The sequence below is a fragment of the Streptomyces sp. UW30 genome, assembly GCF_008042075.1.
Lineage (GTDB): Bacteria > Actinomycetota > Actinomycetes > Streptomycetales > Streptomycetaceae > Streptomyces.
In genome coordinates this window covers 22,244-43,980 of sequence record NZ_RDBN01000013.1, presented here as the reverse complement: position 1 = coordinate 43,980, position 21,737 = coordinate 22,244, and the positions used below count along the sequence as shown (strand labels likewise).

At 72.8% G+C, this 21,737-nt stretch carries 12 protein-coding genes; 4 read left to right on the top strand and 8 right to left on the bottom strand.

The features are described 5' to 3' along the window. Positions 1 to 38: 38 nt before the first annotated feature. Positions 39 to 1,445, bottom strand: a complete 1,407-nt coding sequence (gene eccD, locus EAO75_RS09025; protein WP_147994532.1) for a type VII secretion integral membrane protein EccD — start codon at positions 1,443 to 1,445, stop codon at positions 39 to 41. Between the two features lie 457 nt (positions 1,446 to 1,902). On the opposite strand from eccD, the gene eccCa reads away from it, so the two are divergent. Beyond that, on the top strand, positions 1,903 to 5,886 hold the full coding sequence (gene eccCa, locus EAO75_RS09020) for a type VII secretion protein EccCa (RefSeq protein ID WP_147994547.1): 3,984 nt from the start codon (positions 1,903 to 1,905) through the stop codon (positions 5,884 to 5,886). Positions 5,887 to 6,056: 170 nt separating this feature from the next. Here the strand turns inward: eccCa and EAO75_RS09015 are convergent, their stop codons facing one another. From EAO75_RS09015 to EAO75_RS09000, 4 genes are all read right to left on the bottom strand, one after another. Next, the gene (locus EAO75_RS09015) at positions 6,057 to 7,277 is read right to left on the bottom strand and encodes a S8 family serine peptidase (protein ID WP_147994531.1); all 1,221 of its coding nucleotides are present in this window, start codon (positions 7,275 to 7,277) and stop codon (positions 6,057 to 6,059) included. Then, positions 7,274 to 10,585: a right-handed parallel beta-helix repeat-containing protein gene (locus tag EAO75_RS09010; RefSeq protein WP_147994530.1), complete on the bottom strand. Its 3,312-nt coding sequence runs from the start codon at positions 10,583 to 10,585 to the stop codon at positions 7,274 to 7,276. The genes EAO75_RS09015 and EAO75_RS09010 overlap by 4 nt, the downstream gene beginning before the upstream one ends. A 162-nt stretch (positions 10,586 to 10,747) precedes the next feature. Next, on the bottom strand, positions 10,748 to 12,004 hold the full coding sequence (locus EAO75_RS09005) for an RICIN domain-containing protein (RefSeq protein WP_147994529.1): 1,257 nt from the start codon (positions 12,002 to 12,004) through the stop codon (positions 10,748 to 10,750). Further along, positions 12,001 to 12,753, bottom strand: a complete 753-nt coding sequence (locus tag EAO75_RS09000; RefSeq protein WP_147994528.1) for a type VII secretion system-associated protein — start codon at positions 12,751 to 12,753, stop codon at positions 12,001 to 12,003. The genes EAO75_RS09005 and EAO75_RS09000 overlap by 4 nt, the downstream gene beginning before the upstream one ends. Positions 12,754 to 13,238: 485 nt before the next feature. Here EAO75_RS09000 and EAO75_RS08995 point away from each other — a divergent pair, with 485 nt between their 5' ends. From EAO75_RS08995 to EAO75_RS08985, 3 genes are all read left to right on the top strand, one after another. Next, a complete protein-coding gene (locus EAO75_RS08995) occupies positions 13,239 to 14,267 on the top strand; it encodes a mannose-binding protein (RefSeq protein WP_147994546.1) in 1,029 nt (342 codons plus the stop codon). Between the two features lie 319 nt (positions 14,268 to 14,586). Then, complete coding sequence (locus EAO75_RS08990) at positions 14,587 to 15,873, top strand: ThuA domain-containing protein (protein WP_147994527.1); 1,287 nt, start codon at positions 14,587 to 14,589, stop codon at positions 15,871 to 15,873. A 16-nt stretch (positions 15,874 to 15,889) separates the two neighbouring features. After that, positions 15,890 to 16,531, top strand: a complete 642-nt coding sequence (locus EAO75_RS08985; protein ID WP_147994526.1) for a hypothetical protein — start codon at positions 15,890 to 15,892, stop codon at positions 16,529 to 16,531. Here the strand turns inward: EAO75_RS08985 and EAO75_RS08980 are convergent. The 3 genes from EAO75_RS08980 to EAO75_RS08970 are packed head-to-tail and all read right to left on the bottom strand — an operon-like array spanning position 16,500 to position 21,291. Continuing rightward, positions 16,500 to 17,633 (bottom strand): PP2C family protein-serine/threonine phosphatase, encoded by a 1,134-nt coding sequence (locus tag EAO75_RS08980; protein WP_147994525.1) that lies wholly within the window; start codon positions 17,631 to 17,633, stop codon positions 16,500 to 16,502. The genes EAO75_RS08985 and EAO75_RS08980 overlap by 32 nt on opposite strands. Beyond that, the gene (locus tag EAO75_RS08975) at positions 17,630 to 19,825 is read right to left on the bottom strand and encodes an FUSC family protein (protein ID WP_261989211.1); all 2,196 of its coding nucleotides are present in this window, start codon (positions 19,823 to 19,825) and stop codon (positions 17,630 to 17,632) included. Before EAO75_RS08975 ends, EAO75_RS08980 begins: the two co-directional genes overlap by 4 nt. After that, positions 19,822 to 21,291 carry an MFS transporter gene (locus EAO75_RS08970; RefSeq protein WP_147994524.1) on the bottom strand — a complete coding sequence of 490 codons (1,470 nt, stop codon included), beginning with the start codon at positions 21,289 to 21,291 and terminating at the stop codon, positions 19,822 to 19,824. Before EAO75_RS08970 ends, EAO75_RS08975 begins: the two co-directional genes overlap by 4 nt. Positions 21,292 to 21,737 lie beyond the last annotated feature (446 nt).

Below are 21,737 nucleotides of genomic sequence, written 5' to 3'. Positions count from 1 at the left end.
CCTCTCCTACTCGTTCTCTTGCCGCAGTGCGGGTGTGCTCAGCCGAACAGGCCGCGCAGCCAGCCGAAGAGTCCCGCCACCCACAGGCTCAGCGGCAGCAGCGCCACCGCGAGGCCGGTGTGCGCGATCTCCGCGGCACGGCCCCAGTACGGCAGCATCCGGCGGCCGGGCACCGTCCAGGCGGCGATGACCAGGGCGGCCGCGGCGCCGAGCAGCACCGCGAAGACCACCAGTCGCCCGTCGCCGTCGCTGTCCACGGCCCAGGCCCGCGCGAGCAGCAGCAGCCCCCAGATGCCGGGCACCGCCAGGGTCAGCCGCTGCCCGATGTGGACCAGGCCGCGGGAGTGCAGGAGCAGCAGCAGGCTCAGTGCGACCGAGGTCAGTACCTCGGGCAGGTCCGGGTGGTGGGTGAGGACGGCCAGGGCGGCCGCGGCGATGATGCCGGTGACGGCGAAGAGCGCGGTGACCCAGCGTCCGGCGAGCTCGGTGCGCTCGGCGACCTCGTCGCCCGCGTAGGGCTCGATGCCCTCCTGGAGCTGGCTGGCGGAGGAGGGCAGGGCGGGCATCCGCATCCCGGCCAGCTTGAAGGCGAACGGCGCCACGGTCCCGGCCGCGAGCGTGACCACCGTCGCCACCAGGGCCACCGCGGCCTGCACGTCCAGGTCCGAGTACCCGATCAGGGCCCCGGAGATCGCGATGGCCACCGACACGACCGCGGTGCCCAGCAGGGCCGGGGCGCCGACCGCGGTGGCGGCCAGCGCGAGGACCGCGCCGCCCGCACCTGCCGCACCCGCGGCGAGCAGTCGCGCACCCGCGACCTGCGCCGCGTCCGGGCCGGTCAGATCACCGCCGGGCAGCACCCAGCCGGCCAGCGCCAGGCAGGGCGCGACCAGCAGGCCGAGCGCGGTCGCCGAGAGACGGTCGCCGACCGCGCGGCTGGCGGTGCCCGCGCCCGCGAGCAGCAGCAGTCCCGCCACGGCCGCGCAGGCGGCCTTCAAGGAGCCGGAGCCGGTCACCCCGGGCCGGAACACCAGGACCAGGGCGGCCACCACGGTCGCCACGGTGGTGCCCACCAGCAGCCCGCGGGCCGCCTCGGGGTGCCAGGTGTGCAGCCGTCGGGCGGCGGTGTCGGCTATCCCGTCGACCAGGTCGTCGAGCCGTGCCTCGGGCAGCGCCTCGGTGTGCGGACGCAGATAGAGCACGTCCCCGTCGGCGAGCCCGGCCCGCGCGAGGGTGGTCTCCTCGTCGAGCGGGGCGTCGCCGAGCCGCTGCAGCACCCAGCCGGCATGGTCGAGTCCGGCTTCCTCGGCCTCCTCGCCGACATAGCGCAGCAGCGTGGGCAGCAGATCGGCGACCGGAACGTCGGCGGGCACGGCCAGATCGACGGAGACGCTCGGCGCACGTACGGTCAGGCGGCACAGTTCGGCCACCGCGCTGTCGGTCATCAGCTGAACTCTCGTCTTCCTTGGAGGGTTTGGCAGGAGGACTTCGCCCGCGAGAGGGGCAGTGCGAAGAGTACGGAAGGTTCGCACGGGCCAGAACAGGAGGGTCGGACAGGGGAATTGTGTCCGCGCACCCGGCAACCACCCCTCCCGCGTGGACAGGTCGCGTTACGTGAATGCAGACTACTGCCTACGCTCGCCGGATCGTGCTGGGGACCGGGCTCCTTGTCCGGTATGCAGTTGAATGGTGGGGGAGTTGAGAGTTCCCTGCTCTTTGCCCACAACATTCATCCGGCGTTCACCGCGTACCCGGGTCCCCGGAAAATGAGCGCGGTGCGGTCTTTCCCGCTAGCGGGAGTGTGCCGGTATTCGGCGCGGGCCGGAAAGCCAGTGAAACCGGAGGTTCTGTTCCTTGAGTGTGGTGCTGTTTCGCCGGCCGGCCCGCAGGCGCGGCCCCGAGATGCCCGAAGGGCAATTGACCCTCCAGGAGCCACCGGTCCTGGCCGAGACGGTCCCCGACACCTCGGCGATATGGACCTATCTGCCGATGGCGCTGATGTCGGTGTCGATGATGCTGATGTTCCTGCGCCCGGGCGGCGGCAACGGAGTCTTCATCTATCTGGCGCTGGGCGTCATGGCGCTGTCCGCCGGCGCGATGCTGCTGGGCCAGCTGATGCGCCGCTCCAGCGAGCGCAAGCAGCGCCTGAAGGGCGAGCGCCGCGACTACCTCCGCTATCTGGCGCAGACCCGCAAGCGGGTCCGGGCCACCATCGTGGAGCAGCAGCGGGCGCTCGCCTGGCGCCACCCGGAGCCCTCGTCACTGCGTTCGCTGGCCCGCACCACACGGCTGTGGGAGCGCCGTCCGGCCGACGAGGACTTCGGCGAGGTCCGGCTCGCGGTCGGTGAACAGCAGCTCGCGCTCACCCTGAACCCCGTCTCCACCCGCCCGGTGGAAGACCTCGAACCGCTCTGCGCACACGCCCTGCGCCGCTTCATCCGCGCCTACTCCACCATCCCCGAACAGCCCCTCGGCCTCTATCTGCGCTCCTCCGCACGGGTCATGGTGCGGCCCGAGGAGACCTCCGGCGAAGCGTCCGGCGCCACGTCGGAGCCCGACGCCACCGACGCCGTACGCGCCCTGGTGCGCGCCGCACTCGGCCAGCTCGCGGTGTTCCACGCCCCCGAGGAGCTGTGGATCGCGCTGTGCGTCAGCGACGAGCGGCGGGCCGACTGGGAGTGGGTCAAGTGGCTCCCGCACGCGCTGCACCCGCACGAGGAGGACGGCGCCGGCCAGGTCCGCCGGATCACCGCCGACCTCACCGAGCTGGACGATCTGCTCGGCGCCGAGTTCGCCGAACGCCCCGGCTTCGATCCGGACGCCCGCCCGGGCCGTGACGAGCCCTACACGGTCGTCGTCCTCGACGGCATCACCGTCCCCGAGGGCCACCGCTGGGAGGGGCACGGCTACCGCAACGCCGTGGTCCTGGACGTCTCCGGGGCGCTGCGCTGGCGGCCCGGCCGCAACACGCTGCGGCTGACCGTCGGGCCGGACCTGGTGAACCTGGTGCGCACCGACCGCAGCCGCAAGGAGCGTTCGGTGCCGCTCGGCCGGCCCGACCGGCTCGGCCCGCTCGGCGCCGAGGCGCTGGCCCGGCTGCTCGCCTCCCGCCGGATCAGCCTGGGCAGCGACATCGCGCAGCCGCTGGACGCCGACGTGGAGCTGACCACCCTGCTCGGCATTCCCGATCTGCACCGGCACGACCCGAAGGCCCTCTTCGCCCGGCAGACCGGATCCGCGCGGCTCCGGGTGCCGATCGCGGTCGGCGTGGACGGCCGCCCGGTGGAGCTGGACATCAAGGAGTCCGCGCAGGGCGGCATGGGCCCGCACGGCATGCTCATCGGCGCCACCGGCTCCGGCAAGAGCGAACTCCTGCGCACCCTCGTCCTGGGCCTCGCGCTGACCAACTCCTCCGAAACCCTCAACTTCGTCCTGGTCGACTTCAAGGGCGGCGCCACCTTCCTCGGCCTGGAGGAGCTGCCGCACACCTCAGCCGTCATCACCAACCTCGCCGACGAGGTGGCCCTGGTGGAACGCATGCAGGACGCCCTGCACGGCGAACTCATCCGCCGCCAGGAACTGCTGCGCGCCGCCGGCAACTACACCTCCGCCCTGGAGTACGAGCGGGCCCGCGCCGGCGGGGCGGACCTCAGGCCGCTGCCCAGCCTCTTCGTGGTGGTCGACGAGTTCAGCGAACTCCTTGCGACGCACCGGGAGTTCATGGACCTGTTCGTGATGATCGGCCGCCTCGGCCGCTCCCTCGGTGTGCACCTGCTGCTGGCCTCGCAGCGCCTGGACGAGGGCCGCATGCACCAGCTGGAGAGCCACCTGTCCTACCGCGTCGGCCTGCGCACCTTCTCCGCCATGGAGAGCCGTGGCGTGCTCGGCGTGCCGGACGCCTACGAACTGCCGGCCCAGCCCGGCAGCGGCTATCTGAAGTCCGGCGTGGAGGCCCTGACGCGGTTCCGCGCCGCCTACTCCTCCGGTACGTACCGGCGCCGGACCGGCGCGGTCGTACAGGCCCGGGTGGCCAGTCAGGTGGTGCCGTGGACCAGCGGCTGGGTCGTGCCGCGCACGCTCGAAGCCGCGCCGGAGCCGGAGCCGGAGGCCGAGGAGACCGGCGACGAGGAGACCCTGCTCGACGTGGCCCTCGACCGGCTGCGCGACTCGGGCCCCGCCGCCCACCAGGTGTGGCTGCCCCCGCTGGACGAGCCGTCCCCGCTGGACGCCCTGCTGCCCGGCATCGCCCCCGACCCCGAGCGCGGCCTCACCGCCGCCGGCTGGTCCGGCAACGGCAAGTTGCGGGTCCCGGTCGGCCTGGTGGACAAGCCCTTCGACCAGCGCCGCGACCCGCTGATCGTGGACCTCTCGGGGGCCGGCGGCCACGTCGCCATCGCGGGCGGCTCACAGAGCGGCAAGTCCACCCTCGCCCGCACCCTGATCGCCGGCCTCGCCCTCACCCACACGCCCGCCGAGATCCAGTTCTTCTGCCTCGACTTCGGCGGCGGCGGCCTCTCCCAGCTCGCCGGGCTCCCCCATGTCGGCGGTGTCGCGGCGCGGCTCAACCCGGAGCGGGTGCACCGGGCCGTCGCCGAGGTGATGACGCTGCTCGCCCGGCGCGAGCAGTTCTTCGTCGACCACACCCTCGACTCCATGCAGTCCTACCGCCGTCGCCGGGCCGCCGGGGAGTTCCCCGACGAGCCGTTCGGCGATGTGTTCATGGTGATCGACGGCTGGTCCACGGTCCGTCAGGACTACGACGAGCTGGTCCCGAAGTTCAATGAACTCGCCGCCCGCGGCCTCAACTACGGCATCCATCTGCTGATCACCACCACCCGCTGGGTGGAGTTGTCCGCGCAGGTCCGCGACCAGGCCGCGACCCGCCTGGAGTTGCGGATGGGCGACCCGATGGACTCCGAGATCGACACCCGCAAGGCTCGCTCGGTGCCGCGCAGCGGCGGCCGGGGCATCACCGCCGACAGCAAGATGCACTTCCTCGCCGGGCTGCCCCGCCTGGACGGCAGCGGCTCCCTCGACGACCTCGGCGACGGTGTCGCCCACCTGGTCGCGGAGATCGCCAGGCACTGGTCCGGGCCGGCCGCCCCGCAGGTCCGGATGCTGCCGCACCGGCTGCCGCTCGCCGAACTCCCCGCGCCCGAGCCGACCGAGGGCGGCGGTATGCGGCTCCCGCTCGGCATCGACCAGGACGCGCTGGAGCCGGTCTGGCACGACTTCAGCCGCACCCCGCACCTGATCGTGGTCGGCGACACGGAGAGCGGCAAGACCAACCTGCTGCGCCGCATCACCGAGGGCATCACCGCCCGCTACGCCCCGAACGAGGCGAAGATCATCGCGGTGGACTACCGGCGCACGCTGGTGGACGCCATCCCGGAGGAGTACCGCATCGGGCACGTGATCTCCCTGGACAACCTCACGGAGACCATCGACGGCGCGGCCCGCGCGCTCAAGACCCGCGTGCCGGGCGCGGACATCGCCCCCGCCCGCATGCGCAAGTGCGACTGGTGGACAGGGCCGCGCCTGTTCATCCTCGTCGACGACTACGACATGGTCGCCGGCAACTCCTTCCAGAGCCCCTTCGAGCCGCTCTTCGAGCACCTGACCCTCGGCTACGAGATGGGCCTGCATCTGATCATCGCCCGCAGCGCCATGGGCGCGGGACGCGGCCTGAGCGACTCCCTCATCCGCCGCCTGGACGAAGCGAACAACCCCGCCGTCCTGCTCTCCTGCCCGCCCACCGAAGGCCGCCTCTTCGGCAACGCGAAGCCCCTCAACCTCCCGCCCGGCCGGGCCCAGCACATCGCCCGCCGCCGGTCACGGTTGATGCAGACGGCGCTCGTGGAGTCGAGCCACGGACAGGAGGACTGAGCGGACGAGACGGTGAGGTAGGCGGCGGGGGTCATCCGGGACGGCCCCCGCCGTCGGCTTTTCGGGAGGGGCCGCGGGAGCCGGGTGGGCAGCCGTCGGAAGCCGGGAGGGGCCTGGCCCTCAGGGACAGCCGGTCGTACCGAGCACGCGGCCGTGCCCCGGGGCTCGGCTCAGTCCTCGCTCGATCCGCCCGCCCCTGCCGGGCGCCAGCCCCGAGCGCGGGCCCGGGGAAGGGTGAACGCGGCCCACAGGACGGTGAGTACGGCGGCGGAGCCGAGGATGACGAAGAGGGTGGCGCGGCCCGTCGCGCGGTCGGCGGAGGAGGTGTCCCGGACGGACACGGGTTGTGCGGCACGCTCGCCCCCGACCGGTGCGCCCGAGTCGCCGAGGACCGTGGTCACGGCGGCATAGGCGTCGAGTTGGGGGATGTCGGCGGGGTAGGCGGTCGCGGTCAGGCGGTGCGTGACGGCGTCGGGCGAATCGGCGGGGTGGGCGGCGCGGACGACCGCGGCGGCCCCGGCAGCGTAGGCGGCGGCCACCGACGCGCCGGCGCCGAGGTAGTGGCCGTCACCGCGCGGGCCTCCGGAGACCACCCCGGCCCCCGGGGCGGCCAGGTCGATGCCCGTGGTGGGCAGGGCGCTGTCCGGGCGGACGCCGCCGGGAAGCATGTCGGCGACCGAGAGGACGCCGGGTTCACCGGCCGGCCAGTACACGCGGGACGGGATCTCGTCGGTGCCCCGGGACGGCGGGTCCGGGGTGGCCGCGGCGATCACGACGGCACCCGCGCGGCGGGCCTCGGCGACCGCGCGGGTCAGTGCCGTGTCCCGGCGGGGCAGGGCCACGGTGACCGCGATCACGTCGGCCTCGGCGTCGGTGGCCTCGCGTACCGCCTCCGCGACCAGCGCGGCGCTTGCCTCACCGCGCGTGTCGGTGCCGCGCAGGGCCAGGATCCTTGCGCCCGGGGCGACTCCGGCGAGGCGCGCGCTGTCCCCGCCGGTCCCGGCGATCAGCCCGGCCAGGAAGGTGCCGTGCCCGACGCAGTCCTCGGCGGCGCTACCGCCGGCGGTGACCCGGCCGTCGAGGCCGTAGGCGTCAGGGTCGACACCGGTGTCGATCAGGGCGACGGTCACGCCCTCGCCGGTGCCGTGCCCCCGCAGCCGGTCCAGGTCGAGGCGCTGGCGTGACCAGTCCTGCTTCTTCGCTGTCTCGCGGGACGCGGCGGTGCAGTCCGCCTCCTCCGCGTCCGGATCGAGCGCGGAGGGCATCGCGGGAAGCTCCTGGCCCTTCGCACCGTCGGCCGTATGAGCCGGCACGGCCGTGGGCAGCAGCAGGGCGGCGGCGAGACCGGCGCCGGACAGCAGACGTACGGCCCCTCGGGCGTACGCCGTCACAGTCCGACCCCCTTCGGAGCCGCCGTGACGTCCTCGGGAATGAGGATGCGCAGGTCGTCCAGCGTGGGCGCGGCCAGCGAACTGAGCCGGCCCGCCTGGCGGGTGACCATCGACTCGACGACCTGCCGGGCCAGCCGGGCGTTGCCGAACGAGCGGTCCCGGGGCAGCGCGTCGAAGTACGCCTTGAGCACCGGGCCGGTGCCGGGTCCGCACTCGTAGCCCATGCTCGAGGCCTGTGCGCGCACGATGGTGACCAGTTCCTCGGAGGAGTAGTCGGCGAAGGAGATCCGGCGCGGGAAGCGGGAGGACAGACCCGGGTTGGAGGCGAGGAAGCGCTCCATCTCGTCGGTGTACCCGGCGACGATGACGACCACCTCGTCGCGGTGGTCCTCCATCAGCTTCAGCAGGGTGTCCACCGCCTCCTGGCCGAAGTCGGCGCCGCCACCTTGCGGGGTGAGGGTGTAGGCCTCGTCGATGAACAGCACGCCGCCACGGGCCCGTTCGAAGACCTCGCGGGTGAGCTGGGCGGTGTGACCGATGTAGCGGCCGACCAGGTCGGCGCGGGCCGCCTCCACCAACTGGCCCCGTTGCAGGATGCCGAGCTGGGTCAGGATCTCGCCGTAGAGGCGGGCGACGGTGGTCTTACCCGTACCGGGCGGGCCGGTGAAGACCAGGTGGTGGCTGAGCGAGGGCACCGGCAGCCCGGCGGCGGCCCGGTGGCGGGCGGTGGTGATGAGGTTGACCAGGTCCGCGACGTCGCGCTTCACCTCGGCCAGGCCGATCATGTCGCCGAGGCGGGTCAGCGGGTCGTCGTCCGGTACGACGGACTCGGCGGCCTTCGCGGCGGTGGCGGAGACGTCGTCCGGCAGCAGCAGCCGTAGATCGTGCTCGCCGACCTGGGGCAGGGAGGCGAGGCGGACCGCCTGCCGGTCCACCATCTCCTCGAACACCCCGCGCGCGGCACGGCCGTTGCCGAACCCGGCGTCCCTGGGCATCGACTCGAAGTGCGCGGCCAGTGCCTCCGCGGTGCCCTCGCCCAGTTCGTACTGGTGCTGGGCGCACATGTTCTCCATGATGGCGACCAGTTCGGGCACGGAGTAGTTCTCGAACTCGACGGTCCGGGAGAAGCGGGAGGCGAGGCCGGGGTTGGAGCCGAGGAAGGACTCCATCTCGCGGGAGTAGCCGGCCGCGACCACGACCACGTCGTCGCGGTGGTCCTCCATCAGCTTCAGCAGGGTGTCCACCGCCTCGCGGCCGAAGTCGGCGCCGCCGTGGCCGCTGTCCGCGGTGAGCGTGTACGCCTCGTCGACGAACAGCACGCCGCCGAGGGCCCGTTCGAAGGTCTCCGTGGTCTTGATGGCGGTGCCGCCGACGACCTGTGCGACCAGGTCGGCTCGGGACACCTCGWCGAGGTGCCCGCTGCGCAGGGAGCCCAGTTCGGCGAGGATCGCCCCGTAGAGGCGGGCGACGGTCGTCTTACCGGTGCCGGGAGGTCCGGCGAAGATCAGGTGACGGCTCATCGGCGGGGCGGACATGCCGAGTTGTTCGCGGCGCTGGGCGAGCTGGGTCAGGTTGACCAGGGTGCGCACCTGCTGCTTGACGTTCTCCAGGCCGATCAGCGCGTTGAGGGCGCCGAGCGGGCCGTCCTCGCGGTCCGGCGGGGGCGCGTCCGCGGCGCCGGATCCGGCCGGGTCGGTGTTCTCGGCGCTGCCGGTGCCCCAGGCGTCCCGCTTGCCGTTGCCGGTGCTCTTGAGGCCGTCCACGGCGAGCCGTTCGCCGGGCGCGGTCTGCACCAGGCCGCCTCCCTCGTTCTCCCGGGCGAGGCAGTTCACGAGCGAGACGGGCGCGGTGGACTCCACGCGGAAGCCGTCCTGGGCGCCGCCGGAGACCTCGCAGCCGCTGAGCGAGGCTAGCGCGCCCTCGCGGAGCAGGAAGCCGTGGCCCTGGGCGGCGTGCACCGTGGTGCGGTTGGCGGTCAGCTCGCCGCCCGCCTCGACCAGCACGCCTTCCTCGCCGGATATCTCGATGCGGAAGTCGCGGACGGTGACGTTGCCGCCGTCGTCCACGACCAGGCCGTTGGTGGCGGTGTCGGAAACCCCGCCGCCGGCGAGGTAGAGGGTGCTGCCGGAGCCGGCGCGTACGCCCGCGCCCTTCGGCCGGACGATCTCGCAGTCCTCGGCGCGGCCGCGGGCGTCCTTGCCGACCGCGATGCCGTCGCCGGCCGGCTCCACCAGTCGGGCCCGGCGCAGCAGCGGGTTGGCGCCCGCGCGCACGGCGATGGCGGGCGAGCCGCCGATCACCTCCAGGCGGTCCAGCTCGGGCGCCGAGTCCTCCTCCAGGAGCAGCCCCGTCTGTTCGCAGTCGCGGACCGTCAGGCCGGTCAGCGCCGGGGAGGCGGCCCCGGCGACGCGCAGCGCCGCGCCCTGCGCGCCGTCCACCCAGCAGTCCTCGAAGGTGCCGCGCGCCCGGTCGGTGACCAGCACGCCGTGGCCTCGGGTACGCGAGACGCGGCAGCGGCGCAGCACCGGGTCGGTGCCTGCGGCCAGCGCGATCCCGTTCCCGGAGGCGCCCGTGACGCGGACGTCCTCCAGCGTCGTACGGCCCGAGCTGCTCAGATGCACGCCGGTGCTGGTGTCGTGCACCACGGTGCGGATCACCGTCAGGGAGCAGTTCTGCTCCAGGGCGATGGAGGGCTTGTCGGTGGAGGAGATGTCGCAGTCCTCGACGCTGCCGGTGGCGTCGCCGTTGGCGAGCAGGCCGTTGCCGCGGGCGGCGCGCACCGTGCAGCCGCGCAGGCGGGCCTCGCCCTGTTCGGCGAGGACCAGGCCGCTGGTGCCCAGGTGCTCAAGGGTGCAGGACTCCACGGTGGTGGGCGTGGTGGAGGTGACCACGATGCCCGCGCCCTGCGGATTGCTCACCCGGCAGTCCCGCAGCGCCAGGGAGCCGGTGCCTCCGGCCAGCATCGCGGTCCAGGCGGCGCCGACGATCTCGCAGCCGTCGAGCGCGGCCTGCCCGCGTCGCACGTCCACGGCGGGCAGTTCGGCGTCGCCGCCGCGCAGGGTCAGCTCGGAGAGCATCACGGCGTCGGCGCGCAGCGCGAGCACGCTGCCCGTACGTGGCCGGATCTCGACCGTGCCCCGGCCCTCGGCGGCGGTGAGGGTGACCCGAGTGTGGATCACCAGGTTCTCGGCGTATGTCCCGGGCCGGACGCTGATGAGCGCGCCGGTACGGGCAGCCGAGAGTGCCTCACCGATCGTCCGGTAGCGGTCCCGGTCCCCCGGACCGACCGTGAGTACCTGGCGCGACACGCACCAACCTCCTTGCTGGGGGGCGTTTTCAGCGGGCGCCCCCGGGGCGTCGGGGGCGCGTGGTGTCGGCGAGCCGACGGTGCCATCATGCCCCGCTGCCGGGGCGGACGGTTGCCGGGAGCGATGCTCTCGGCCTGAAGGCGTCTGACCTCCGGCGTCCGGTCAGACGCTCCACTTCTGGTTGTCGGTGCCGGCGCAGGTCCACAGTTGCAGCGCGGCCCCGTTGCCCGTGTTGTTGTCCTTGATGTCGACGCACTTGCCGACAACGGTGTTGACGAGGTCGTGGGCTTCGTTCACGACGAACTTCTGGGCGATGTTGCCGCTGCACCAGGCGATCTGGATGGGCGTGCCGTCATTGAAGTTCGCGTTGGCGACGTCCAGGCACATGCCGTTGATGCGGATGGTGCCGTCGGAGGCGAACCGCCATTTCTGCGCCGCGCCGTTGTTGCAGTCCCAGACGATCAGCTTCTTGCCGTCGGTGAAGTCGGCGTTCGGTACGTCGACGCAGCGGCCGGAGAGATGGCTGCGGATGGAGACCGGGGCACTGAACGTCACGCCCGAACCGGAGTTCGCGGGCCGGCCGCCACCGGACGCCTTGTCACCGGTCGACTTCGCCGGCTGCTCCTGCTTGCCCGCGTCGGTCTTGGGCTCGTCCTTCTGGCCTGCGTCCTGCTTCGGCGTGGCCTTGCCCGGGTTCTGCGCCGTGCTGCCCCCGGGTGCTTTCTGCACCGGCTTGTCGGGCTTGGCGGAGTTCTCCTCGCCGTCGGCCGGGGCGCCGGTGTCGGGTTTGGTCACCACGAAGTCGCCCGGAGCCTCCTTCTCTCCGCCACCGAGGACGGTTCCGCCCGCCGGCGCCACCTTGGAGTCCTTGTCGTCGCCCCCGGTGAGGACGAGGAACGGCACCGACACGAGCAGCGCCCCGGCGACGGCCGCCCCGGCCAGCACCGCTTTGCCCGGCCGCCCCACGTGACGGGTCTGCTGCTCGGGCCGGTCGATGGCGGTCGCGGTCATGGTCCGCACGAGTGCGGGGAGCCGACTCTTGGCCGCCGCGGCGGCACCGGGGTCGGCTTCGGCTTCGGCCTCGGACGCGGATTCGGACTCGGACCGCCCGCGGGGGGCCGCGCCGACTTCGGGACCGGTCTCGGCTTCGGGACCGGTCTCGGCTTCGGGACCGGTCTCGGCTTCGGGACCGGTCTCGGCTTCGGGGCCGGTGGTGGTCCGGCTCACCGTGGCGGCTTCGGCCTCGGCGGCTGTTTCCTCAGCCCCGGTGGCCTGAGCCCCGGTCTTCGCCTCGCTCGGCTCGACCTCGACCTCGGGCTGGGGCTCGGCGACGGCGGCAGCGGTGGCGGCTGTCTCCTCGCCGCCGGAACCGGACTCCGCCCTCGGGGAGGTGGGGTTGTGCTGGACCGAACGCGTCACGGCGTCCTCCCTGTTGTGTGGGGCCAGGGTTCAGAAGGGCTGTGGGTCCGGTCCTCGGAGCGGGCCACGGGTGCCTGCTCGGCTCCCGGTTCGCCTACGGGATCGGGGAGTCCGTCCGCCGGGACGAGCAAGGGGGCCGCGGCGCCGGCGTTGACCATCAGCCGGGTGCCCGAGCCACGCAGTGAACGGGCCAGCTCCCGTGCCGGAACGGTGTCATGTCGAAGTGCCTCGGACATGAACTCGTGGGCCGGGGAGGTGAACAACAGCACCACGGGCGCCCCGTCCAGGCCGGCAGCCGTGAGCGGCCCACCGTCCGGTCCGAGCACCACCGTGATCTCCGCTTCCGCGAGCGCCGCCAACGCCTCGTCCACCGAGCCGTAGCCGGTGGCGGCCCGCTGCGCCGCCGCGTCCACCGGGTCCGTGGGCTCCGGCCAGCCGAGCACCCGAGCCGAGGGCCGGTACGCCGGGTTGGGGCGGTAGTCGCCCACCGCCCCGCTCTCGTCCGACTGCCACTCCCCCAGCACCGCCCATTCCGGCGGCGTCCGCTCGTGGGTCCACTCCGGGTCCACCACGCCGATCCAGTGACCGGGGGCCCGGCGGGCGGCTGCCTGCACGGCCTCGGGTATCTCGGGGGTGTCGGTGGCCACGGCGTCGTCGGCGCCGGATGACTCGGCGGTGGTCGGGCCGGAGCCGTCGGGCAGCGCGGGCCGGACGTCATGCCCGCCCTCTTGGCATTGTCCGGGCCGCATCTCCACCTGAACTCTTCGGTCAGTACGAACACTTGGGTGCCGACGGCGTACGCACGCGCCGACACTGATCAGATCGGGGAGTCAACACAATGCCACACCAGCCCCGCCCGTTGCGGGGCAGGCAGGGTCCGAATCGGGCGTCCGCGTGCCCGTTTGCTGCCCGGGTAGGGGACTTTCCGGGAGCAGGGAGACGAGAGTGGACGAAGCGACGGGAGAGTAGAGGCGGGTGGTACGACTGATCGCCCCCGGGACGGGCTAAGTTGGGCCGCACGGGAAGACCTCGCAGCTCGGAAGGGCGTCGGATCGGCCTGCGGCCGCCACCGCGGCGGGTCATGCACGCCTCGACGACCGGGGCAGGGCCGAACCAGGCCCACCCCGGCGCGGCATTCGACCAACGCCCGCCGGGCCTCCCGGCGTTCGTCCAGCCGGTCACTGCGCGGGTCCCGCCCGCCACCGACAGCTCCGCCACCGAGGAGGAGTACCGCATGTCCCCCCAGCACCCCACCCCCGGCGCGAACGCGGAGGCGGCCGCCGCCCGCGTAGGGGAGGCCGGTTTACCGGCCACGCCCTCCGAACCGGACGAGGCGGCGCMGAGCCGAACCCGGGCCCCAGAGGCGGAGTCCGGGACCACGGGTTCAGCGTCGGGCGCCTCCGGCACCGCCGAGACGGASTCCGCCACCACCGGGGCCGAGGAGACCACGGCCACCCCGTCCCCGTCCCCGTCCGCGCCCGCGGCCGCCGCCGGAACCACTGAGGCGTCCGAGGAGCGCGKCGCCGTCGCCGCGGCCGTCGGGACGACCCCTCCGGGTGTCAGGACCGAAACCGGCGTCGGCAGCGGACGCCCCCGCAAGCCGATCCTGGCGGGCGCCGCGATCGCCGGCGCCGCGCTGATCGCGATACCCCTGTTCCTGGCCGGGAGCGCGAAGGACGACGGGCCCCCCGACTCCGCCAAGGGGCTGGCCGCAGAGGGCTCCGACACCGTCCTGAACCCGAGCTCCGCCCCCGCCGGCCTCGACGACTACGTGGCCGAGAAGCCCAGTCCGTCCCCGAAGAAGACGAAGAAGAGCGCGCCGCCGAAGGTCACGGCCCCGGTGCCCGCCGCGCCCGCACCGGAGCCCAGCCCGAGCCGCACAGCCAAGGCGACACCCAAGGCGAAGCCCGCGCCCAGGCCCAAGGCGACCCCGAAGCCGAACTGGAGCACCGAGACCGTCTTCGCGACCAGTGTCCTGGAGGTCAACCAGGCCTGGACCACCAACCGCATCCGGATGGTCATGCAGACCGACGGCAATCTCGTCGTCTACAACGAGCAGGGCAAGCCCATCTGGGCGTCCATGACCTTCGGCTCGAACCACCGGGCGATCTTCCAGCAGGACGGCAACCTCGTCATCCACAACGCCGAGGACCGCCCCATCTGGGCCTCCCAGACCTGGGGCCGCGAGGGCGCGCAACTGGTGCTCCGGGCCGACGCCAAGGTGGTCATCGTGCACAACGGCGGGGTGGTCTGGTCGACCTGACGGCCTGACGGCCTGACGCTTTCGGCAGGGCACGTCGTCAGACCTTGCCGCAGGCACCCGGACCGTGACCGCGACCCCGCCGATGCCCACGCGTCGGCGGGGTTTCGTGACCGGATCTCGGCGGAGCCTGGAGGATTGGCCTATACCAAAGTCTTGACAGGGTATTTCCATCGCCACTTAAATCACGTACTGAAATAAGGCTTCCTGTCATGCCCACGCCGACCCCGCTGGGGCGAGCACCTCACTCGGACACCGGTACAGGAGAAGACATGCCTGACACCAACTCCCCCGCCAACACGGCCTATCCGGTGAGCCACCCGTGAGGTGGCTGGCCGCACGGCTCCTGGCGGGACTCGCGATCGTGCTGGGGCTCACGGCCGCCCCGACCCCCGCCGCACCCGATGCCTCCGCAGCGCCCCAAGCAGCCGCCTTCAAGGTCGTCGCTTTCTACAGCGGAACCTGGGACGCCGCGCACATCGACTTCGTGAAGGAAGCCAACGAGTGGTTTCCGCGCACTGCCGCCCAGAACAACTTCACCTACACCGCGACGACCAACTGGGATCTGCTCGCGAACGGAGGCGTGAACGACTACCAGGTCGTCCTCTTCCTCGACGACGCGCCGCACACCGCGGCCCAGCGGGCCGGCTTCGAGCGGTACGTGCGGGCCGGGGGCGGCTGGATGGGCTTCCACGTCTCGGCGTTCACCACCGACGCCGGATCGTGGCCCTGGTACTACAACAGCTTCCTCGGCAGCGGGAACTTCCGCTCCAACACCTGGGGGCCGACGACCGCGGTGCTGCGCACCGAGGACCGCACGCACCCGTCCACCACCGGCCTGCCCACGACGTTCACGTCGTCGGTCAGTGAGTGGTACAGCTGGTCCAACGACCTGCGCACCAACCCGAACATCAAGATCCTGGCGTCCGTCGACCCGTCGAGCTTCCCCCTGGGCACCGACCCCAACCAGTCCTGGTACAGCGGCTACTACCCGATCCTGTGGACCAACACCCAGTACCGGATGCTGTACGCCAACTTCGGCCACAACGCCATGGACTACTCCACCAACACCCGGCTGTCGTCCACGTTCGCCAGCGCCACCCAGAACCGCTTCCTCATCGACGGGCTCAAGTGGCTCGCCGGCGCGAACGGCACTCCCACACCCCCCGATCCGATCTCCGACACGGCCTGGTACTCCCTGGCCAACACGGGGAACGGCACCTGCGTGGACGCCAGGGCGGCGGCCACGGCCAACGGCACCGCGATCCAGCAGTACGCCTGCAACCAGACCCTGGCCCAGCAGTTCCAGTTCCGCCCCACCGACAGCGGCTATTCACGCATCGCGATCCGGAGCAATCCCCAGCAGGTCGTCGATGTCGCCGGCGTCTCCACCGCCGACGACGCGCCCCTGCAGCTGTGGTCCTACGGGGGTGGCGGCAACCAGCAGTGGCGCCCCGTGCGGGAGGCATCGGGGAGCTATCACTTCGTCGCCCGGCACAGCGGCAAGTGCCTGAGCAGCACCGGCAGTTCGGCGAACAGTGTGCAACTGGTGCAGCGTCCCTGCGACAACTCGGGTGCGCAGTCCTTCCGTCCGACCGAGCAGCCCTGACGGGGCGACCACGCTCATGGCGGCCATGAACTCTGCCGCGCCGAGCCGGAATGGGGCCGGCTGGCAGGATGGCCGTATGGCGAACAGTCAATCGATGACCTATGTGCGGATTGCCGAAGTTCTCACCGGCCTGGGAATGATCACCGAAGAGAAGGCCCAAGGGGTCCTGGAGGAGTTCGCCAAGTTCGCCTCCGAGCCCATCGAGTCGGGCGAAGAGATCGCCAGTGCCCTCGAATCGTTCGACGTGGCCGTTTCGATCCACACCGACGACGTCGACTTCGCCGACGCGCACTACGAATGGCTCCTGAACGAGGCCGCAGCCCTCACCGGAGGCGAAGTCACCGTCTCCGACTACCGCTTCGAGAAGTACCACCCGCACGACGAGGACTGCGGCCTGGGGACGATGCACTTCGCATGCAACGGCAAGCCGCTCTCCTTCGGCGTCGAGCAGGAGTCGAACGACTACCTCGACATGGGAGCGGCCAGGGAGGCCGTCGAAGCGCTCCGCAGCGACGGCTACCCCCGGGAATTCCGCTGCGTCGTGCAGGAAGGCCCACAGCTCAGCGACGACATCATGGTCCTGGCCTCGTCCGAGCAGCGGGAAGGTCTCCTGCAGCACCTGGGCATCACGTTCGACGAGCCTTGGTATCGGGGCTGACCGCCAGGGAGAGGGCGAGGACGGCCCGGTCGTCCTTGTCGGACTGTGTCGACCAGCGATCCGCGTCGGTGCGTACGAACGACACGACCGTCTCCGGGTCGGGTGCGCACTCCCCGGAGAATCGTTCGGCGAGCCGCTCGAGGACCGGGTAGAAGACGCCGTCCGCGTCGCGTGCCTCGCTCACTCCGTCCGTGTGCAGGAGGAGCACCTCCGAGGGTTCGAGCGGGTGGACGGTCGTGTCGTCGCCGTTCGGCGCCAGTGCGCCCAGCCCGAGGGGCAGTCCGGGCGCTGTGGCCAGGCGTCGGGCGCCGTTCGGGCCGACCGCCAGGGGCGGGGGGTGGCCGCGGTCGACGATGCGGACCTCGCCGCCGCCCGGCGGGAACTCCAGCACCAGCGCGGTCACGAACAGCTCGGGGTCACCGTCCTCGCCGGCCGGGCTGTTGCGGGCGATGCTGAGCTCCAGCCGGGTGGCCAGGGCGCTCAGGCTCTGCCACTCGTGGGCCGAGACCCGGAAGCTGCCCAGCACCGCCGCGACCGTCTGCACCGCGCCCAAGCCCTTGCCGCGGACGTCGCCGATGAGGGCCCGCACCCCGAACGGCGTCTCGCACACGTCGTACAGGTCCCCGCCGACGAGCGTGCCGCCCTCACCGGCCTCGTAGAACCCTGCGGCGCGCACCGGGCCGAGCCTGGGCGGCACGGGACGCAGCAGGGTGCGCTGCATGGCCTCGGCGACGGAGTTGGCGCGGATGAGGTGTTGCCGGGTCCGCTCCCGCTGGGCGGCGAGCGCGACGCTGGCGATGCCGATCAGGGTCGTGGCGATGTACATGGCGACGTGGTGCTGTTCGTCGAAGTGGCCGGGGCGGCGGGCGGCCATCCACATCTGAAGTCCCAGGCACCCGAACGTCGACATCGCGGTGCCCAGCGGGCCGCGCGTCGCGGCGGCCAGTGCCGGGACCGCGACGAGCATGAAGCTGACCGGTTCGCGGCCCCTGACGATCAGTTCGGCGGCCACGTCGACGAGCACGGCGACCAGTGGCAGCCACCACACCCAGCCGCGCGGGGTGGGGGCCCGTGGCTCGTGGCGGACGTTCCGGCCGGTCACGGCGCGCCTCTGGCGTCGTCCGGTCCTGCGGGGCCGGACCCGGAGCTCCCGGTCTCGGCCATCGTCGTGCCGCGTGGCGGTCGTCGGATCGCCTCGGGCAACCCGGCCTCGATACGGGTGAGCTGGGCAGCGAGGCTGCGCAGCCACATGTCGAGGTCGACCAGCGCGGGCATCGGCGGCCCGGCCGGCTCCCCGGGCGGCGGTGCCGTGCCGGATGTCCGGGGTCGTCTGCCGCCGCACAGGGCGGCGAGCCGGTCGGTGGTCTGTGCGAGCGCGCGGGCGCGGGCCTGCGCCCGGTCGGCGGCGCCCGGTGGCAGGGCGGTGGCGGGCAGGTCGAACCGTGGCAGCCACTGGGCGCCGAGCAGAATGTGGTGGGAGGTGATGAGGACGGCGTGCCAGTCGGCGCGGACGTGTGCGTCGCTTCCGGGTTCGCTGCGGAACTGGGCGTAGGCGGACTCGGCCAGCCTCAGCCGGTGCAGCGCGGGCAGCGTGGGTGGTGCCGGGACCGAGCCCGGCGGCACGGCGGCGAGCATGGCGACGGTGCCCCTGATCAGCGGGCCGCACTCGTGCAGGAGGCCCGCCATGGTTCTGCGTACCTCCGCGCGGGCGCCGGCCGGCCAGGCGAGCATCCCGCACAGCAGGCCGATGGCGCTGCCGGTGGCCACGTCCACGATCCGCGCCTCGGCGAGCCGCCAGGATGCCGGGGCGATCTGGGCGAACGCCGTGGCCACCACCAGCGTGAACAGTCCCTGGGCCCAGGCGATGCCGAGCAGCGGCCCGAGTGCGAAGGCGATCAGCATGGCCGGTGCCAGGATCGCGGCGTACGCCTCGGTGTGCCGGCCCAGGCCGATGAGGAGGGCGCCCGCGGCGACGGCGCCCACGAGGTTGCCGATGACGACCTGGCGGATGGCCGACCATGTCTCGATCACGCTCGTCCGGCTCAACGTGAGCACCGCGAGCAGTACCCAGAAGCCGTGCGTCAGATCGAGTGAACCGGCCACCAGACGCGCGGCGGCCAACGCGATCGCGATCCGCAGGGCGTTGTGGAACTGCACCGAGCGCAGCGTCATGTTGCCGGTGATCCGGCGTAGCCACAGCTGGGGAGTGGCGGCGTGCGTGTACCAGAACAGCTCCCTGGGTTCGATGGGCGCGGTGCGCCTCCCGTCGAGGCCGACCCGGACGGAGATCTCCAGGGCGCGCACCGACTCGGCGAGCGCCAGCAGGGCCGCCTGCCGGCGCAGCACGTCCGCCGGGGGTACCTCGTCGACGGGTCCGGCCGCCTGCCGCGTGCGCATCCGCTGGAACTCGTCGATGGCCTCGTCCATTCGCTGCGGGCCGGGAACCGTGCGGCCCGTGTGCAGGGCGGTGACGGTCTCGTCGAGGAGGGACACCACTCGCGGCAGCAGCGAACCCAGCGCCGAGTCCGTGCCGTGCGCGCCACTGCCCGCGCCGCCGCGGACGAGGTCGCGCAGTTCGCCGAGCTCGGACAGATGGGCCAGTTGTTCGAGCAGCCGGCGGGCGGCGGATCCCGCCTGGGCCTGGCCGCGGGCCGCACGTCCCGGGCCCGCCGGGCGCTGTGCGGGCGCGATGCCGGACAGCCGAAGCCGCGCGCCGGCCTCCCTCAGTTCCTTGGGCGTGAGGCCGTTGCTCCCGGCGATGGTGTCGCGGGCCGTCGCGAGGGCCTGGGCGAGGGTGATCCGGTACGACGGGTCCGGCGGGTGCGGCAGCACGAACAGCTCGCCCAGCACCAGCGCGACAGTTCCGAAGGTGAGCCCGGCCAGCCGCAGCCCCAGCGTCTCGGGCTCGTACGGCGGGAAGCAGGCCAGGATGTAGAAGAGCTGGAGTCCGGGTGCCGCACCGGCGGGGCGCGGGCCCGCGATCGCCGCGAAGGCGAGGAGGAAGCCCACGACGAGCATGCCGAGCACGGCCGCCCAGGTGTGCACCGCCAGCACGGTCCCCAGGGTCACCAGCCCCAGACCCACGGGCAGTGCCTTCAGCATGACCTCGGCGCGCTGCCGTCCGGATCCGGGGATCGGGGACAGCAGGCCGAGCGAGATCGGCGCGAAGAGCGCGTACAGGGCCAGGACCGGTTCGTCGAACCCGTACACGAACGTGTAGAAGCCCACGGACGCGGCGAGGGTCACCCGCACCGACCGGTGCAGGATCCGGTTCCACTCCGGCCCGCCCCTCACGGCAGGCGCCCGCCGCGTGACGGCCGTGAGCCGGTGCCGCCCGGGACCCGCAAGCCGGCCGAGCCCGGGGTTCCCGTCGCGCCGGGCGGCGGGATGCTTCCGGTGCCCACGAGCCGGTGGCCTGCGACCAGGACGACCGCGGAGGCCGCCAGGATCACCACCCCTGCGAAGCGGAGGATCGCGTCGTAGGCGGCCTGCGGTGATCGCTCCGGCAGCATCGCCGTGATCGCGGCCGCGGCCCCCGCCAGCGCGACTGCGCCCAGCGTGACCAGGGACGTCAGCAGTACGCCCGAGGCCTCACCGGCCCGCTCGGGCGCCACGACCTGCTGGGTGGCCACGCTCGCGAAGGTCCAGCCGAGCCCCAGGCCCAGTCCGCACCAGGCGAACACCGGAACGTACAGCCACCAGGCCGTGACCAGGGTGAGCACGATCATCCCGGTTCCGGCGACCGTCCCGGCCAGCGCCATCACCGACACCGGCCGCATACGCCCGGACAGCCTGGCGCCGAGCGGCCCGCTGAGCGCCACCAGCGCGGCGGGCGCCAGGAACACCACGCCCGCCATCAGCGGTGACAGCCCCCGCACCTGCTGGAGGTACAGCGTCGACACGAAGACGGTGACCGCGTAGGCCATGTTGGTGACGGTTCCCGTGCCGGTCACCAGGACGTAGGGCGTGTTGCGGAAGAGCCCGAGGTCGACGAGGGGATGCCGGGCACGCCGCTCCCGCCGTACGAACAGTGCGCCCGCCGCGGCGGACAGGGCCAGCAGGGTGAGCGTGCGGGCGTGGTCCCAGCCCCAGGCACTGCCCCGTTCCACGGCCAGCGTGAGCGCCGCCAGGGCGCACACGAAGGTGGCGCAGCCGGTCAGGTCCAGCTGGCGTGGGGCTGTGGGATCGCGGGAGTCGGGCACGTACACGTATGCCACGGCCAGCGCCAGCAGGCTCAGCGGTGCCAGGAGCCAGAAGATCCAGCGCCAGCCGGGCCCCTCGGTGAAGCCGCCGCCGACGAACGGGCCGAGCGCCGTGCCCACGTTGGCGATCCCGAACACCGCTCCCAGCGCGCGTGCCCGGGTGGTGTCCGCAAAGGCATTCGTGATCACGGAGACCGACACGGGGAAGACGAAGCCGGCCCCGATGCCCTGCACGACCCGCGCCCCGACGAGCGCCCACAGCCCCGGCGCGAGCGCACACCCGACCGATCCGGCCGCAAACAGGGCCGTGCCGCCGAGCAGGGCGCCCCTGCGTCCGAAGACGTCGCCGACCCGGCCGCCCACGATGAAGCAGCAGCCGATGGCGAGCATGTAGGCCGACAGTGTCCACTGGGCTGCCGAGGCGGTGACGCCGAACTGGTCGGCGATCCCGGGGACGGCCAGGTTCAGTGCGAAGAAGTCGAGCTGGATGCAGAACAGCGCGACCGCCACCGCGATGAACGCTCCCGTCCGCGCCGTCGGCGAAGACTCAGCGCCCATGTGCACGTTCCTCTCGGACCGACACCACCACGGCAGCGGACCACGCAGTCGCGCGGCCGGCCGGACATGCCCTCCCCCGCCCAATTGTCGGCCGACCCCCGGGCGCTCGCAGCCCGACGACTGCGCAGCGCGGCGGCGCCACGGACGGACAACGGATCACGGCCCGGGGTGCCGCTCCGGCAGCCGAATCGCAGCTGAGCCGCAGGTGGGCCTGCCCGGGAGACCGAACCCGCAGACATGCCGCTGCCCGCCCGCGCTGCCCGACGGTTTGCCCGTCGCAGCGCTGCTCAAGGACGTCGAGATCGAGAGGGGTACGACTGCCAGGGCGCCCTGACCGCGCGCCCGGCCCCTCCCCCACCGGGCCGGTACCGGCCTTCGGGCGAATTCCGGGCCGGCTCCGCGATCCGAGGGCGGACGGGTGGTACGGGCATGGGGATGTCCACGCC

Excerpts from the sequence above, each read along its gene's own strand:
- eccCa (WP_147994547.1), top strand. The coding sequence starts at position 1,903 with ATGCCCGAAGGGCAATTGACCCTCCAGGAGCCACCGGTCCTGGCCGAG.
- eccD (WP_147994532.1), bottom strand. The coding sequence starts at position 1,445 with ATGACCGACAGCGCGGTGGCCGAACTGTGCCGCCTGACCGTACGTGCG.
- EAO75_RS08985 (WP_147994526.1), top strand. The coding sequence starts at position 15,890 with ATGGCGGCCATGAACTCTGCCGCGCCGAGCCGGAATGGGGCCGGCTGG.
- EAO75_RS08970 (WP_147994524.1), bottom strand. The coding sequence starts at position 21,291 with ATGGGCGCTGAGTCTTCGCCGACGGCGCGGACGGGAGCGTTCATCGCG.
- EAO75_RS09000 (WP_147994528.1), bottom strand. The coding sequence starts at position 12,753 with ATGCGGCCCGGACAATGCCAAGAGGGCGGGCATGACGTCCGGCCCGCG.